11 protein-coding genes are annotated in these 15,946 nt (G+C 65.6%); 6 read left to right on the top strand and 5 right to left on the bottom strand.

The genetic code is table 11. From position 1 onward, the window contains the following. Positions 1-1,514 precede the first annotated feature (1,514 nt). Both CNE_RS30205 and CNE_RS30200 read right to left on the bottom strand, forming a co-directional pair. A complete protein-coding gene (locus CNE_RS30205) occupies positions 1,515-2,831 on the bottom strand; it encodes an IS4 family transposase (protein ID WP_013954101.1) in 1,317 nt (438 codons plus the stop codon). A 144-nt stretch (positions 2,832-2,975) separates the two neighbouring features. Next, entirely contained in the window at positions 2,976-3,179 is a 204-nt protein-coding gene (locus CNE_RS30200) for a cold-shock protein (RefSeq protein WP_010811149.1), read from the bottom strand. A gap of 419 nt (positions 3,180-3,598) precedes the next feature. Here CNE_RS30200 and CNE_RS30195 point away from each other — a divergent pair, with 419 nt between their 5' ends. From CNE_RS30195 to CNE_RS30185, 3 genes are all read left to right on the top strand, one after another. Continuing rightward, positions 3,599-4,975: an NCS2 family permease gene (locus CNE_RS30195; RefSeq protein WP_013954099.1), complete on the top strand. Its 1,377-nt coding sequence runs from the start codon at positions 3,599-3,601 to the stop codon at positions 4,973-4,975. A 712-nt stretch (positions 4,976-5,687) separates the two neighbouring features. After that, positions 5,688-6,158 (top strand): hypothetical protein, encoded by a 471-nt coding sequence (locus CNE_RS30190; RefSeq protein ID WP_013954098.1) that lies wholly within the window; start codon positions 5,688-5,690, stop codon positions 6,156-6,158. A gap of 125 nt (positions 6,159-6,283) precedes the next feature. Next, positions 6,284-7,651 (top strand): sigma-54 dependent transcriptional regulator, encoded by a 1,368-nt coding sequence (locus CNE_RS30185; RefSeq protein ID WP_013954097.1) that lies wholly within the window; start codon positions 6,284-6,286, stop codon positions 7,649-7,651. A 130-nt stretch (positions 7,652-7,781) separates the two neighbouring features. Here the strand turns inward: CNE_RS30185 and CNE_RS30180 are convergent, their stop codons facing one another. Beyond that, positions 7,782-8,171 carry a hypothetical protein gene (locus tag CNE_RS30180; protein WP_013954096.1) on the bottom strand — a complete coding sequence of 130 codons (390 nt, stop codon included), beginning with the start codon at positions 8,169-8,171 and terminating at the stop codon, positions 7,782-7,784. A gap of 145 nt (positions 8,172-8,316) precedes the next feature. Continuing rightward, positions 8,317-8,541 carry a hypothetical protein gene (locus tag CNE_RS30175; protein ID WP_226797972.1) on the bottom strand — a complete coding sequence of 75 codons (225 nt, stop codon included), beginning with the start codon at positions 8,539-8,541 and terminating at the stop codon, positions 8,317-8,319. A gap of 685 nt (positions 8,542-9,226) precedes the next feature. On the opposite strand from CNE_RS30175, the gene CNE_RS30165 reads away from it, so the two are divergent. Next, on the top strand, positions 9,227-10,300 hold the full coding sequence (locus tag CNE_RS30165) for a YihY/virulence factor BrkB family protein (RefSeq protein WP_013954094.1): 1,074 nt from the start codon (positions 9,227-9,229) through the stop codon (positions 10,298-10,300). A gap of 173 nt (positions 10,301-10,473) precedes the next feature. Further along, positions 10,474-12,075 (top strand): peptide chain release factor 3, encoded by a 1,602-nt coding sequence (locus CNE_RS30160; RefSeq protein WP_013954093.1) that lies wholly within the window; start codon positions 10,474-10,476, stop codon positions 12,073-12,075. Positions 12,076-12,160: 85 nt separating this feature from the next. On the opposite strand, the gene CNE_RS30155 is transcribed toward CNE_RS30160, so the two are convergent. Then, positions 12,161-14,329 (bottom strand): TonB-dependent receptor family protein, encoded by a 2,169-nt coding sequence (locus tag CNE_RS30155; RefSeq protein ID WP_041228759.1) that lies wholly within the window; start codon positions 14,327-14,329, stop codon positions 12,161-12,163. Between the two features lie 352 nt (positions 14,330-14,681). Between CNE_RS30155 and CNE_RS30150 the strand changes: the two genes are divergently transcribed. Next, positions 14,682-15,929 carry an MFS transporter gene (locus CNE_RS30150; protein ID WP_010811158.1) on the top strand — a complete coding sequence of 416 codons (1,248 nt, stop codon included), beginning with the start codon at positions 14,682-14,684 and terminating at the stop codon, positions 15,927-15,929. Positions 15,930-15,946: the final 17 nt, after the last annotated feature.

Here is a 15,946-nt window from a genome sequence, read left to right as displayed (position 1 = left end):
CCAGTTGGGGATCTCACGATTGGTCGCATGGTGGCGGACGGTGGGCAACCCGCCAGGGTTGTCCACGGTTCGCCAGCCATCCACTACCAGTAAACGATACCGATACGGGTTAACTACTTGTAAACCGTATACGTGAAGTTCAGGGCCTTGATTCCTAAGGGAAAAAGCAACCCCATCGAACCCGATTCTGCGGACAAGCGTACTCGATTCTGCGAAAGGCCGAACCCATATCTGCGGCGAGCCGAACCTGTATCTGCGGGTGGCGCGAACTGGTTTCTGCGGGGATAACTCGCTGGCTCCACAGCCTTTTCCACAGCGGCTACCCCACAAACCGTACCCGTTTCTGCGAGCGAGCGCCGGGTATACGCAGTTTACGGGTGTTTTGAGTCTTCCTTCCCCAGAAAAGCACCGCCAGGGCCCGGTTATCCACGCAGAAACAGGTTCACTTGCCGATCTGCCGCCGGGCGCTTTGCACGCCATGCGTACCCGATTCTGCGTTCCGAAGCCTGAAACCGTACCTGTTTCTGCGCTGGCCTGAAAAGCGACTGCCGTGCTGGCGCAGCGTACCTGTTTCTGCGGCGTACCCATTTCTGCGTCCCGCCCCGGGAGTCTTGTGCGCGGCGAAGCGTACCTGTTTCTGCGTGCCTGCCACCGGACTTCCTCGGCCCAGCGTACCCGTTTCTGCGCAGACTTCTGGGGTTGCGCCAGCGGAATTGCCACCCAGTTTCCATTGTACATGAGCGCTACATAAAAAGCTAGCGCTTACACTCAACGTATACGTGACAAACTCGCCAAGGTGCGTGCCGTACCCGTTTCTGCGCAGACATGCCATGGTTGCCGCGGCGCGACCTGGTGGCCATCCGCCTCGCATCTTTGGGGGCGTACCCGTTTCTGCGTGCCATGACGTTGTGCCCTGCTCCCGCCGGCGTACCTGTTTCTGCGTTGGGTGCGGGCAGCCTCAGGCCTTCAGGTGGCTACTGCGTTGCAGCATCCGCCGTACCCGTTTCTGCGTCGTCGGCCCGGTCCCGTTTTGTGGATATGTCGGCGGAATGCGGGAGCAGACAAGCGCTGCCATCGACCGAATCAAATGTGAAGAAAAATCCAGGCGTACCCGTTTCTGCGTGCCAGAAGGCCTCTGGAAAGGCCACATCCGCCGCAGGGCGTACCTGTTTCTGCGTACGGCGCTGCACAGCGCGAGTTAGCCCGGCAGGCCGACCGTACCCATTTCTGCGACGTCCACGGGCAGCCTTGGACTTCGTGCGGCGCAGCAGGGCGTACCCGATTCTGCGTGGGGCGAGAGGCAGGGTGGTGAGCGGGATGGCGTGCCGCGCAAGGCCAGGAGTGCTGGCTGTCGGCCGCATCGGCGGGCGGGAGCAAGAGCGGGGCGCCTGGCCGGCGATCGGGGCAGGCGGGAGCGGGGCGGGCCGGGGTGTGATGAAGGTGGCGCAGGTAGCGCCGCCAGTGGCGCTACCTGCGTCTGAAAACAAAAAACCCCGCCATCGGGCTAATGCCGTTCAGTTAAGGTCCTTTCTGAGGAACCGAACGGTGTAGCGCTTAGGCAGGGCTTTGACCACGCGGGGGCACTTACGCCCCCGTCGTTTTTGGACGATCGCCAACTGAAGTTTGGCCCGCATGCGCTGCAGATGGGCCGGCAGCTTGCCTGGGGCCATGCCGGCTGCCCAGGTCAGTTCGCCCTGTATCAGGCGCAAGGCCAGCACAAAGCTCAGGTCGGTAGGCTCGACGCGGGCCTCGAGCGCAGCCTTGGCCATCTCCAGACGTACCAGGTTGTACGCAATCAGTGCCCCCCAGATTTCCTGATGCACGCCCTCAGGCTGGCGGCTGCGCAAGGTCAGTTCGGCCCCGAGCATCGTCTGCTTCAGTTCCCGATAGCTGGTTTCGATTTCCCAACGGCGCCGGTAGCAAGCAAGGATATCGGCGGCCTTGAAGCGCCGACGGTCCGTCAACGAGGTCAACAGGACGCGCTCTGACTCCTCGTCCCGGATCGCGCGAGCTGTCCAGGTCTCTGGCAAGGCTGGATTCTTGCGGCGAGCCTGAGGGGAGACCTTCATCTGAACGATGCCATCATCCGCACTGCCTGAGAGCAGCTCCCACTGCAGATTCTTCTTGGCTGGGATCAGGAAGTGGCGCTCGCTGCCGCCCATGCGCAATCCCCACAGGATCTCTGCGGCCAGAAAGCCTTTGTCAAAGATCGTCAGCGAATCATCCGGGATCCGCTCAATAAGCGGCTTGGCATAGAGCATCTCATTGCAGCCGTAACGGCCGAATGCGATATCAGCAACAAGATGGGTAGGAACAGCCGTGAGCGAGACACCGCGCACTTGTGGGTAGCTGGCGACCTTGCCACTGGCATAGCTCTGGGCGCCAAAGTGCAGGCGATTCTCAGGGCTATCGGCAGTGCGGAAGGTGGTGCCATCCATGGCGTAAAGCGCCAAGCCCTTCCATTTGTAGTGCGCAGCATCCTGAGCCACCCACGCCCGTGCGGTCTGCTCGAACAGCCACAACAAAGGCTTATCTCCAAGCCGCTCGCGGGCTTGGGCGATGCCGCTCTTGCTGACACAGGCGCTGGCATCGTTGGGCAGTGCCAGGTCCAGCGTCTCCAGCACATCGGGAATCGATTGGTGCCGATAGAGCGCCAGCGCGATGACCAGCCAGACCACCTGCTCTGCTGGCAGTCGGCGCCGGCGAACGGACGCTGTTCCCGTGGCGGCCAGCGCGTGCTCGATCCATGCCATCGGCAGATGCTCGCTGAGCCGGGCAAAACTGGCCGGCTCACTAAGCTCAAGGGCGGTGTGGACTTGTTCCGATAGCATCGGAACGGCAAGTTAACAGCTCGACACCTTGTTTACAACCCCTGCAAAGAAAAATGCCGTTCAGACTTAACTGAACGGCATTACCGCCATCGGGCGGGGTTCTATGCTGTTCGGCGCGCACGGGGCGCGCCGGGCAGTCAACGCTTACAGCGGGGTGATGTTCGCGGCCTGCAGGCCCTTCGGGCCATTCTTGACTTCGAACTGCACGCGCTGGTTTTCCTGCAGCGACTTGAAGCCGTCGGCGCGGATTTCCGAGAAATGGGCGAAGAGGTCGTCACCACCCGCGTCCGGCTTGATGAAGCCGAAGCCCTTGGCGTCGTTGAACCACTTGACGATACCGGTTTGCATGATTTGCTTTCCAGAAAAAGGACAAAAAACATCGCATGACGAAAACGTCATCCGACACGGGGAACTCAAGGAAAGGACACCATGGACAACCGAAGTACCAGACGGTGGCTAACGAATGAACTGTTGCCTCGTCGCTTGAATCTAGGCGGCTTTATACGGGGGATTGCCGCAAGCGTCAAGCTGGGGACGCCCCGGAATGCGCCCGTTGCGGCGCTGGCTTCCGCGGTGTGCGCTGTGGGATCATCACGCCTTTTGCATATCGCTTATTCGCCTGTGCCATGGCGAAGCGGGGCTGACCTGCACCAGAGTACGCCTGCCGCACAGCGGGGCGTCGCAGGCTGCTTCAGGCCGAAGCCAGCCACCGGCGGCCGCGCCGTCCTTGTCGCTGCGCACACGATAACGATATCAGGAGACCAGTCATGTCGATGCCGGAACCCGCTTCCAAGCCGGGCACGTCAACCGCCAATCCGCCGCACGGCCAGCCCCAGGCCGCGCCTTCGCTGATCGAGCGCCTGTTCAGGCTGCGCGAACACCAGACCGATGTGCGCACCGAGATCCTCGCCGGCGTCACCACCTTCCTGACGATGGCCTACATCATCTTTGTCAACCCGTCGATCCTGGGCGATGCGGGCATGCCGAAGGACGCGGTGTTCGTCGCCACCTGCCTGGCCGCTGCGATCGGCACGCTGATTATGGGCTTCTACGCGAACTACCCGATCGCGATGGCGCCGGGCATGGGCCTGAACGCGTACTTTGCCTATACGGTGGTGAAGGGCATGGGCTTTGCGTGGGAGGCGGCGCTCGGCGCGGTCTTTATCTCCGGCTGCCTGTTCCTGCTGGTGACGCTGTTCCGCGTGCGCGAGATGATCGTCAATGGCATTCCGCATTCGATCCGGGTGGCGATCACCGCGGGCATCGGCCTGTTCCTGGCGATTGTCGCGCTGAAGAACGCCGGCATCGTCACCGCCAGCCCGGCCACCCTGGTGACCATCGGCGACCTGCACCAGCCTTCGGCGGTGCTGGCGATCATCGGCTTCTTCGTGATCGTGGCACTGGACCACCTGCGGGTGAAGGGCGCGATCCTGATCGGCATCCTGCTGACCACGCTGCTGAGCTTTGCCTTTGCCGGCAATACCTTCCACGGCGTGTTCTCCGCGCCGCCGTCGCTCAGCCCGACGCTGTTCAAGCTCGATATCTCCGCCGCGCTGTCGATCGGCATCATCAACGTGGTGCTGGTGTTCTTCCTGGTGGAACTGTTCGACGCCACCGGCACGCTGATGGGCGTGGCCAACCGCGCGGGCCTGCTCAAGGCCGGGAAAATGGACCGACTGAACAAGGCGTTGATGTCCGACAGCACCGCGATCATGGCGGGCTCGTTCCTCGGTACGTCTTCCACCACGGCGTATATCGAAAGCGCGTCCGGCGTGCAGGCGGGCGGGCGCACCGGACTGACGGCGGTGACGGTGGCCGTGCTGTTTCTCGCGGCGTTGTTCATCGCGCCGCTGGCCGGCACGGTGCCGGCCTATGCCACTGCGCCGGCGTTGCTGTATGTGTCCTGCCTGATGTTGCGCGAACTGCTGGAGGTCGACTGGAATGACGTCACCGAAGTCGTGCCCGCGGTGATGACCGCGCTTGGCATGCCGTTCACGTACTCGGTTGCCAACGGCGTTGCGTTCGGCTTTATCAGCTACGCGGCGCTCAAGCTGCTGACTGGCCGCGCCCGCAGCGTGCCCGTGATGGTGTGGATCATCGCGGCGGTGTTCATCTTCAAGTTCTACTACCTGCCAGGGCATTGAGCGTGCCAGCCGGCATGGGATGAAGGAAGGGCGGCCAGGGCCGCCCTTTTTTCATGGTGCGCCGCTGTCATGATATTGCCATCGTGATGCTGGGCGGTGCCGCAGCGCCGTCCCGCATTCGCCAGCCGTACCCGTTTCTGCGTGCCGCGCAGGCGGGCCCACAGGCCGGGCGTACCTGTTTCTGCGTGACAGTCCGCCACGCCCTCGCGGCATGGGGCGCGGCTTGCCATTCCCCGCGGAGACGGGGCCGTTATCACCCGTTCGGGGGTGTGAAAGCGTACCCGTTTCTGCGTAGCATATGTGCTAACGTTGGCCGCCGGGAATGTGCCGGAAAAGGGTGTATTCCCAGGCCAGCGGGTAGTGTGCGCGCGGCCTCATACCAAAGTATGAGATTGGCTGTAAGCCACCCACGCAGGGCTGGACAAAGTGCCCCAAATGCACTGAACTATAGACGTGGCAAAGAGGGGCGCGGCAAGGCGCCCCTTCTTGACTCCGGTGCATGCGGCAGGATGTCGGAGCCAACCGAGAGCGCTTGAGCGCCGTTCGCCAGTCGGGGGACATTTCGGACCAGACCGTCAACAAGGCGGCATAGCCACCATCCGGGAGCGTGCGGGAAACACGCGCGCCACGCAGACAAAAAACTAGCTCAAAGACTGACAAGTGGTAACCGCAGACGTGTAGTGCCGGGGGATGTTGTTCAACGGGGATTATCATGACCGCAGGAGAGATCCGGCGACCCGCCATCGGGCCTGTCAGGGAGACTAATAACCGCTCCATCCGATCCATCCATCATGCCTGGGCTGCCGTGGGGGAAGCCGCAGGCGAAGCGCCCAGCAAGCGGGCAGTCCAAGAGGGCGCGACGGCCGACGTGGCCGCCCTGCTTGCCGAAGACAGCGAACTCAGCGACAGCGCGCGCGCGGCCGTGGCCAACCTGTTGCGCCGCCATCGCCTGCTCGAGGGCGAACTGGCACGCCAGCGCACGCTGCTGCAGGAATGGATCCTGAGCCAGCTGACCTACAAGACGCTCTACTACCAATACTCCGGCCAGTCGCCGCAGGCGCCGCGCCTGGAGCTGATGCGTGAAAAGGAGACTGTGCGGCGGCGTATCCGCGATCAGCTCCAGGCAGGTGCGGACTACCTTGCCGCGCCCGATGAGCAACTCCGCAGTCTGTCCAGCTCGTGATACCGACGTCGCGCGCGGGTGCGTGCCCGCAGCCAGTTCAGCCCCACCGTCCGCCGCGGCCCCAGACCGCGACGGCGGACACGGGTGCCGGAACCAAAAACAAGCCTAACGTCCGGGAGATCGTGATGGACCGACTGTGCAAGGCGTCACGCACTGCACAGATCGTGGTCGTGTCGCGTCATGAAGATTTTGGTTTTGACCCGTCTGGCAGCGCCACGGGATGGGAAATCCGCCGGGTCCAGCAGATTCGCGACCTTGAACGCGTGGTGCGGGCCTGCCCGCCCATGGCCGGCGTGATCGACCTGCAGTCCGACTACAGCGATGCCGAGTTCGCGCAGCTCGAACAGGCACTGCAGTACCTGCACATTACGTGGGTGGCCATCACCTCCGATGAAATGCTGGCGCAGGAGCGCGTGCGCCGGCTGATCCGCGACTACTGCGTCGACTACGTGCGCATGCCGTTCTCGATGCCAGAGTTGCTCTACACACTCAAGCATGCGCAGGGCATGGCATCGCTGCACGGCGTGCGCCCGCAGGAGACCGCCTCGCGCGGCACCATGATCGGCGAGTGCGCGGCCATGCGGGCGATGTTCCGCTCGCTGGCCAAGGTGGCGCACAACGAGGCACCGGTGTTCATTTCCGGCGAGTCCGGCACCGGCAAGGAACTCGCCGCGCAGGCGATCCACGATGCCTCGAGCCGGCGCAAGGGACCGTTCATCGCCATCAACTGCGGTGCGATTCCGTCGCACCTGGTGCAGTCCGAGCTGTTCGGGTATGAAAAGGGCGCGTTCACCGGCGCCAACCAGCGCAAAATCGGCTGGATCGAGCAGGCGCAGGGCGGCACGCTGTTCCTGGACGAGATCGGCGACCTGCCGCTGGAAAGCCAGGTGGCGCTGCTGCGTTTCCTGCAGCAGGGCATGATCACCCGCCTGGGCGGACACCAGTCGATCCCGCTGAACCTGCGCATCATCTCGGCCACGCACGTGGACCTGGTGGCGGCACAGGCCGACGGGCGTTTCCGTTCCGACCTGTTCCACCGGCTGTGCGTGCTGACGCTGACCATCCCGGCGCTGCGCGAGCGCGGCGAAGACATCCTGCAGCTGGCCAACGCGGTGCTGACCGAGCACGGACACGAGGCGCACCGGCGCATTCGTGGGTTCTCGGCCTGCGCAACGCAGGCAATGATGCAGTACGCGTGGCCGGGCAACGTGCGCGAACTGATCAACCGCGTGCGCCGCGCCATCGTGATGACCGACAACCGCAAGATCACCGCCGAAGACCTGCAGCTGCATGGCGGGGCGGAACTGCCGCGCAAGACCCTCGACGCGATCCGCGAAGAGGCCGAGCGCGAGGCCATCCGCACCGTGATGGCCAGCCACGGCTTTCACGTGGTGCCGGCCGCGCGCGAACTCAATGTCTCGCGCGTGACGCTGTACCGGCTCATGCACAAGCACAACATTCGCGTGGAGAGCCAGCCGACGGCGGGCGAGTAAACGGTTGGCGGTTGGCGGGCCTCAGCCGGCGCAGGTCGCCGCTGGCCGGGCGCAATCCCAGGCGCCGCAGGAAAGGGGAACAGGCGACGTCCGCTCGCCGGTTCCGCCTTTCCTCGTGCCCGTCGGCACGTCAGCGCACCACCGCACGGGGCTGGCTGGCCCCGGACCCGCCGCTGGCCGCATCCATCGGCTCGGCGGCAAGGTTCATGCTGAGCTTGCCGCGCGGATGGCGCGGCGGCCCGTTCTCGTCTTGCTGGCGCCACGGCACGATCGCGCCGCGCTCCGGCTTGTCGCGCGCTTGCCGCCCTGGCGTTGGCATGGCGGCACCGGACGATGTGTCCGGGGATAGCTGCAGTTCCCCCCAGGCCCAGCCAAAGCCGCGCACGTAGACATCATTGCTAACCGCCGCGTGGCTGTTGGCGCTGGCTGCTTCGGGGCGGTCGAACCAGGCATAGCTTGCCGCCGCGGCGCTGCTTGAGAACACCGCCAGCACCGTGGCGGCAAGCATTCCGGCTGTCATGGTGGGTGCCTCCCTGTGGAAAAAACGGTGCCCGCCGGGGGACGGAGCACCAAATCCGCGCGGGCACGCTGGCTCGTGTGCCCGCATCATTCTGTTTGCGGCGCCAGCCTGCCGCGAATGCCTGCGTCGCCGATGCTGCCTGCGGTCACGCGCGCCGCTTGCCCGCATGGCGCCGGAAGGCAGTCCTGGCAACCCCCTGCCTTGCCGTCGCTGCGCAGCCCGCGCCTTGTGCGGCTGGCGCGGCGGGCGGCGTGCGCGCACGCGGATGGGGCAACAGCGGCGACGACAGCAGATCCACCACCGATGGCGGCGGACCTGCGAGCCGGTAGGAGCGCCGGCGCGCCGTCATGCGTGATGGCGGATGACGCATGGCTGGGTTTTCTCCTGCATGCAATGACGGGTTCAACGGACACGGACACATGTGCCCCTGTCCAGCCTGAGCGACAAGTGTGCCAAGGGCCGCAAAGGCTTATGCCACGCGGGTTTGCGGCGTGCGGGGCGAGCGCGGGCAGGCTCCGGGGCGCAGTGGCAGACCAATTGGTTTCGCCGCTGCAACGCGCCCTGCGCGCGGCGGCGCGCGTGATGGCTGCGCTGGTGTGGCGCAGGCTGCCCGTTGCGTACGCCGGGTGCGGGATAACGCGCTGCGCCACGCCCGCACGCGCGGCCTTGCAACGCGTTGCACGCCTGAAACCGGTGTTGCAGCGGGCGCGGCCCGACAACACCTGCGCCGGCCGCCGATGGGTCACGCAGAAACGGGTACGCCCTGGTCGATGCTGGCAGTGCCTGTAGCGCCGTCAGCGTGGCTGCCCGGAGGCCGGCGCGCCTGGGGTGGCGCTGGCCGCTGTGCCGGAAATGGGCTTGGGGCCCGGCTGGCTGCGTTCGCAGCCAGCGCAGCCCAGCATCCCGATGATCAGTAGCACGGCCGCTGGGCGCGTGCGGAGGTTGCAGGTCACGGTGCCTCCTTGCGCCGGCGCGCGGGCACGGGTTGCGCCGGCAGGTGTGCCTCGTCCTACTGTAGCAGGTTGCCCCGCTGCGCCGGCTTGGGGCAGCGTGCAATGCGCAGTATGATGAACGCACGGGCCCTCGCCGCACAGACCGTGACGCGAAGGCATGCGCAACGCACCCGCGATCCGCCTGGCGCATCGCGCCAGCACCAGGCCGTGACCGACAACACCGAACGCCCGTCCACTTCCGCCGGCAACGCGGCGCCACAGCCCCGCCGGCGCCGCCCGCACTGGCTGCCGGACCGCCATACCGGCACGCGCACCCTGCGCGTGGTCGCCGCCGCCATCAACTCCTGGTTCGCGCATCGGGCGGCCAGCAAGGGGGCGGCGCTCTCCTTTTATATGCTGTTCTCGCTGGCGCCGATCCTGGTGCTGGTGATCTCCATCGCCGGCCTGTTTTTCGGCGCCGAGGCGGCGCGCGGCGAGATTTTCTCGCAGCTTGAAGGCCTGGTGGGCGAGCAGGGCGCCGCGGCCATCCAGGAAATCCTGGCGGCCACGCACCGCGCCGGCGGCAGCGGCATGGCGGCGCTGGTGGCGACGGCCATCCTGTTCGTGGGCGCCACCAGCGCCTTTGCCGAGCTCAAGAGCAGCCTGGACGACATCTGGCATGTGCCAGTGCCCGCGACCGCGGGCTGGCAGCAACTGCTGCGCGCGCGTCTGCTGTCGTTCAGCCTGGTGCTGGTGCTGGCCTTCATGCTGCTGGTGTCGCTGATCGTCAACGCGGCGCTGGCCGTGGTGGAGCGCCTCTGGGGCCAGTTGTGGACGCAGTCGTGGTTCGCGCCGGTGGCCGATGTGATTTCCACCGCCTTTTCCTTTGCCGTGGTGACGGCGCTGTTCGCGGTGATCTTCAAGATGCTGCCCAACGCGCGCATTGCCTGGCGCGACGTCACCATGGGCGCGGTCATCACCGCGTTGCTGTTCTCGGTCGGCAAGCGGCTGATCGGCTTGTACCTGGGCAACAGCGCAGTGGCCTCGTCGTACGGGGCCGCGGGCTCGGTGGTGGCGCTGATGCTGTGGGTGTATTACTCGGCACAGATCTTCTTTTTCGGCGCGGAACTGACGCGCCAGTACGCGTTGCAGTTCGGCAGCCTGCGCGGCAAGCCGGCGGATAAGCTGGCGGAATAACTTGGCGAACCGGGCCGCCACAAACCCGGAGCGGTGCGCAAAACCGGTAAAATAGCGCCCCATTCCCTTCGCGTGCCCGCAGAGCCCGGCCCCGCCATCGCCTGCGGGCGCTGCCGGCCCTGGCCCGGCCGCCCGCCGGGCCATCCAATATTTCCCAGTCAAACTCCGCTGCCGTGAGCTCGCTCGTTTCTGAAATTGCGCGTCGACGCACCTTTGCCATCATCTCCCACCCCGATGCGGGCAAGACCACCCTGACCGAAAAGCTGCTGTGGTTCGGCGGCGCCATCCAGGTCGCGGGCGAAGTGCGCGCGCGCAAGGCCGACCGCCACGCCACCTCGGACTGGATGGAGCTGGAAAAGCAGCGCGGCATCTCGGTGACCTCGTCGGTGATGCAGTTCCCCTACCGCCGGGAGACCGCTAATGGCAAGGCGCAGGAGAATATCGTCAACCTGCTCGACACCCCGGGCCACGAGGACTTCTCTGAAGACACCTACCGCACGCTGACCGCGGTGGACTCCGCGGTGATGGTGATCGACTCGGTCAACGGCGTGGAAGCGCAGACCATCAAGCTGCTCAACGTCTGCCGCCTGCGCGACACGCCCATCCTCACCTTCATCAACAAGCTCGACCGCGAAGGCCGTTCGCCGATCGAGCTGCTCGACGAGATCGAGGAGGTGCTGCAGATCCAGTGCGCGCCGATGACCTGGCCGATCGGCATGGGCAAGGCCTTCCGCGGCGTGTACCACCTGATCGATGACAAGGTGCAGCTGTTCGATCCGCACGGCGAGAAGGGCACGGCCGCGATCCTGGACGGGCTGGACAACCCGGAGCTGGACCGCATCCTGGGCAGCCAGGCCGAAGAGCTGCGCATCGAGATCGAGCTGGTGCGCGGTGCCTCGCACACTTTCGACAAGGATGCGTTCCTCAACGGCAAGCAGACCCCGGTCTACTTTGGTTCGGCCATCAACAACTTCGGCGTGCAGTCGCTGCTGGATGCGCTGTGCGAGCTGTCGCCGCCGCCGCTGGCGCGCAATACGGATTCGCGCGTGGTCGAGCCGCAGGAGCCCAAGTTCACCGGCTTCGTCTTCAAGATCCAGGCCAATATGGATCCGCGCCACCGCGACCGCATCGCTTTCGTGCGCGTGTGCTCGGGCCGTTTCGAGCGCGGCATGAAGCTGCTGCACGTGTCCGCCGGCAAGACCGTGGCGATCAACAACGCCATCACCTTCATGGCGCAGGACCGCAACACGACGGAAGAAGCCTACGCCGGCGACATCATCGGCGTGCCCAACCACGGCACCATCCGTCTGGGCGATGTCTTCACCGAGGGCGAGCCGCTCAAGTTCACCGGCATCCCGTCATTTGCGCCAGAATTCTTCCGCCGCGCGCGCCTGAACAACCCGCTCAAGGTCAAGCAGCTGCAGAAGGGTTTGCAGCAGCTGGCCGAGGAGGGCGCCACGCAGATGTTCCGCCCGCTTGCCTCTAACGACCTGGTGCTGGGCGCGGTCGGTATCCTGCAGTTCGACGTGGTCGCGCACCGGCTCGAGCATGAGTACGGCGTCGATGCCATTTTCGAATCGCATGAATGCGCGACCGCGCGCTGGCTGAAGGGCACGCCGGCGGAAATCGAGAAGCTGATCGCCAAGGCGGGGCATAACGTGGCGCTCGATGGCGCGGGCGACCATGTGTATCTGGCGCCGAGCATGGTGAACCTGAGGCTGACGCAGGAGCGGTTCCCGGAGCTGCAGTTCCTGGAGACGCGCGAGATCGTCTAACGATCCCATCGCTGAACGTGCAAAACGGCTCGCCTTGGCGAGCCGTTTTGTATTCCTGAAGGGGGCGGTGGCGCTGAACAGCGCCTCAATACGCCAGCGACGCCTGGATATAGAACGTCCGCGGCATCCCCACATACTTGCCCGCATTGTTGTCGGTCGAGCGCGTGAAATAGCGCTTGTCGAACACATTCTTCACCCCAACCGCCACCTTCAGATTCTGCGCCGACTTGCCGAAGTCATAGCCCAGCCGCATGTTCAGCAGCGCATAACCCGGGATATCACCCAGCGCACCGTTTGCGCTTTCCGCGGTCTGGTAGCTGGTCGACGTGCTCGGATCGCCCGGCGAATGCTGCTTCGACTGGGCAAAGCCATCGACATTGAGCGCCCAGCGGTTGCGCGCATAGCGCATGCCTACGGTGGCCACGTGGCGCGAATAGAACGGCAGGTCGCGCCCGGCGAAGTTGCCCTGGTTGTAGGTGGCTTCGGTGAAGGTGTAGGTCGCGTACGCCGACAGGCCGGCCAGCGACTTGTCGAGCGCGCCGAAGTCATAGCGCAGCGACGATTCCACGCCGCGGTGGGTGGTGGCGCCGAGGTTGGTCCACGCATCCGGCGCGCCGCCGGTGCCGCCGCGCAGCTGCAGTTCGTCGTCGAAATCGATATTGAACAGCGTCAGCTCGCCGCCCCAGCCGTTGGCGTTGAAGTGCGTGCCGACCTCATACGTCTTGGCCTTCTCGGGGGTCAGGCCGTTGGTGGTCTGCGCGATCTGGAAGTACTGCAGCGGCCCGAACGAGACGCCGGCATTGGCGAACAGCTTCCACTGGTCGCTGACGTGGTACATCACCGCCAGCGACGGCAGCGGCTCGTTGGACGAGACGTCGTTGCGCGCGCCGCTGAAGTTGTCGGTCACGTACGACCGGATGAACTCGTAGCGCAAGCCCGGCGTGATGGTCCAGCTGCCGACGTTGATGGTGTCGTCGAGATAGACCGCATTGGCGGTGGTGCCGCCCGTGCGCGACTGGTACACCGGTGACGGCAGTGTGGTGGGGTCGACGGTGCCCGGGGTGTAGAACAGCGTGCGCGATGCCTTTTCGTCGCTGGCTTCGCGCAGGAAGCGGTAGCCGACGCTGACCTCGTGGCTCATGCTCTCGCCGCGGAACAGCTGCGAGTAGCGCGGCTCGATCGCGAACGTATGGTAGTTGCGCGGCGCCGCGGTCAGGCGGCGCAGGTTGGCCTGCGCGCCGGTGCCTTGCTGCTCGATATTGCTGCCGCGGAAGCTGTCGGTGTAGTACGTCAGCACCTCGAACTTGCGGTTGTTGTCGTTGTGGCTGTACTTCAGGCTGAAGTCGCTGCGGCGGCCGTCGAAATTGTCGTAGGGCCGCACCGACTGGAACGGGTCGGCCGCATACTGGGCCGAAGTCAGGCCGCCGGGCATGCCGGCCCTGCCCTCGTAGTAGTGGAAGGCCGCGCTCAGTTCATCGGTCTTCGAGATCCGGTACGCGCCCTTGAGCATCAGGTCGTCGATATTGACGTGGTCGTTGCTCTCGCGATAGCCGTTGCCATGGATGCCCGAGTACAGCAACGCGCCGCCCAGGCCGTTGTCGTTGGTGCCGCCGATGAATGCGGTCGGGTTGGTCTTGACGCTGCCGCCATGGCTGTAGATGTCGGTCGATACCGATGCATCGGCCGCAAACAGCTTCGGGACCGGGCGCGTCACGAAGTTGATGATGCCGCCCACGTTCTGCGGGCCGTAGCGCACCGAGCCGGCGCCGCGCACCACGTCGATGGTTTCCAGGTTGCCCAGCGACAGCGGCGCCATCGACAGCTGCGGCTGGCCGTAGGGCGCGACTGCCAGCGGCACGCCGTCCATCAGGATGGTCGAGCGCGGCGACAGGCGCGAGGTCAGCCCGCGCACGCCCACGTTGAGCGACACATCGCTGCCGCCGGTGCCGTTGTTCTCCTGCACCTGCACGCCCGGGATGCGGCGCAGCACCTCGCGCACATTGTTGGCGCCGGCTTCCTGGAAGGTCTCGCGGTCGACGATGGTACGCGCGCCGGGGTGCTCCAGGACCTTAGCCTCGTTGGCGTTCTCCAGCCAGTTGCCGACCACGGTGACGGTGTTCAGCGTGGCTTCGGGGTTGGCGGCAGGCGCGGAGACAGGTGCGGGATCAGCGGCGTGGGCCGGCAGGGCGGCAAGCTGGGCGAACAGCAGGGCGGCGCCGATGGCACCCCCGGAAAGGCGGAAAGCGGGCTGCAAGATGAGATTCCTGAGAAGCAGCGCGTTCCGCAAGCCAAGGGGAGGGACGTCGTGGGCGGCCGCGCCAATGGGCCGCGATTATAAATGCGAGTGATTCTCAGAAGCGAAACGGCCAGCACCCGCCGCCCGGGATTGTGGTTTCTGTGCGTCAATGTGCAGACATCCGGACACCTAGAAGAGGTGAATTACCAACGATTTTTTCGGTAGGTGTGCGCGTGTGGGCATCTGTATGCAGGTATTCAGCAGGCGCTTTAGAATCTTGCCTTTGTGCACTGCAAAGGCTGTCGTGGCGTCCTCAATGGCACGGCGGCGCTGTGCGGTGCGCAGCCATCTCCGCCTCCCTCCCGTATCCATGTCTTCCCCTGCCACCGTCCAGGCCGCCGCGCCGGACAGCGTCTTCGGCGACGCCGTTTTCCGCCGTTACTGGTTCGCACGCCTGTGCACCACGATTGGCTACCAGATCTTTACGGTGGCGGTCGGCTGGCAGATGTATGACCTGACCCGCGACCCGCTGATGCTCGGCATGGTCGGGCTGGTGCAGTTCCTGCCGTCGGTGGTGCTGATCCTGATGTCGGGGCACGTGGCCGACCGCTTCGACCGGCGCCGCATCGTGCGCACCTGCCAGGCGATCGAGGCGCTGCTGGCCGCCGGCATGGCCGTGGCCAGCCTGAGCGGATGGATCGACAGCCATCACATCTTTGTCTTCGTCGCGCTGATCGGCGCCACGCGCGCGTTCGAGACCCCCACGCTGCAGGCGCTGCTGCCCAGCGTGGTGACGCCACGCCAGCTGCCGCGCGCGGTGGCGCTGGCCAGTTCCGCCGGGCAGGCCGCCATCATCATCGGCCCGGCCATCGGCGGCTTTGCCTACGTGGCCGGGCCGGGCGTGGTCTATGGGCTGAGTGCCACGCTCTTTGCCATTGCTGCCGTGCTGGTAAGCGGCATCACGCTGCGCCAGGCCGCGCAGCGCCTGACGGCGCCGGTCAGCGTGCGAACGGTGTTTGCGGGGTTTGCCTATATCCGCAGCCGCCCGGTGCTGCTGGGCGCGATTTCGCTGGACCTGTTCGCGGTGCTGCTGGGCGGCGCCGTGGCACTGCTGCCGATCTACGCGCGCGACATCCTGCACACCGGCCCGTGGGGCCTGGGGCTGCTGCGTTCGTCGCCGGCAGTCGGCGCGCTGGTGATGGCGCTGTGGCTGGCGCGCCATCCGCTGAACCGGCGCGCCGGGCGCATCATGTTCGGCGCGGTGGCGCTGTTCGGGGTGGCTACCGTGGTGTTCGGCGTATCGACCTGGCTGCCGTTGTCGATGGTGGCGCTGGTGGTGCTGGGGGCCTCGGACATGATCAGCGTGGTGGTGCGCTCCACACTGGTCCAGCTCGACACCCCGGACGACATGCGCGGGCGCGTGGGTGCCGTCAATTCGGTGTTTATCGGCGCCTCGAACCAGCTGGGCGAGTTCGAGTCCGGCGTCACCGCGGCATTGCTGGGCCCGGTGGGCGCGGTGATCCTGGGCGGCGTCGGCACGCTGCTGGTGGTGGCGCTGTGGATGCGGTTCTTTCCTGCGCTGGCCGCGCGCGACCGGCTGCACGACCATCCTGCCTGACCCGTTGCCGGGGCAGG

The organism is Cupriavidus necator N-1 (genome assembly GCF_000219215.1).
GTDB lineage: Bacteria > Pseudomonadota > Gammaproteobacteria > Burkholderiales > Burkholderiaceae > Cupriavidus > Cupriavidus necator.
This window is presented reverse-complemented; position numbering and strand designations above follow the sequence as displayed.

Excerpts from the sequence above, each read along its gene's own strand:
- CNE_RS30190 (WP_013954098.1), top strand. The coding sequence starts at position 5,688 with ATGACCGCAGGAGAGATCCGGCGACCCGCCATCGGGCCTGTCAGGGAG.
- CNE_RS30205 (WP_013954101.1), bottom strand. The coding sequence starts at position 2,831 with ATGCTATCGGAACAAGTCCACACCGCCCTTGAGCTTAGTGAGCCGGCC.
- CNE_RS30200 (WP_010811149.1), bottom strand. The coding sequence starts at position 3,179 with ATGCAAACCGGTATCGTCAAGTGGTTCAACGACGCCAAGGGCTTCGGC.
- CNE_RS30175 (WP_226797972.1), bottom strand. The coding sequence starts at position 8,541 with ATGCGTCATCCGCCATCACGCATGACGGCGCGCCGGCGCTCCTACCGG.
- CNE_RS30180 (WP_013954096.1), bottom strand. The coding sequence starts at position 8,171 with ATGACAGCCGGAATGCTTGCCGCCACGGTGCTGGCGGTGTTCTCAAGC.
- CNE_RS30150 (WP_010811158.1), top strand. The coding sequence starts at position 14,682 with ATGTCTTCCCCTGCCACCGTCCAGGCCGCCGCGCCGGACAGCGTCTTC.
- CNE_RS30185 (WP_013954097.1), top strand. The coding sequence starts at position 6,284 with ATGGACCGACTGTGCAAGGCGTCACGCACTGCACAGATCGTGGTCGTG.
- CNE_RS30165 (WP_013954094.1), top strand. The coding sequence starts at position 9,227 with ATGCGCAGTATGATGAACGCACGGGCCCTCGCCGCACAGACCGTGACG.
- CNE_RS30195 (WP_013954099.1), top strand. The coding sequence starts at position 3,599 with ATGTCGATGCCGGAACCCGCTTCCAAGCCGGGCACGTCAACCGCCAAT.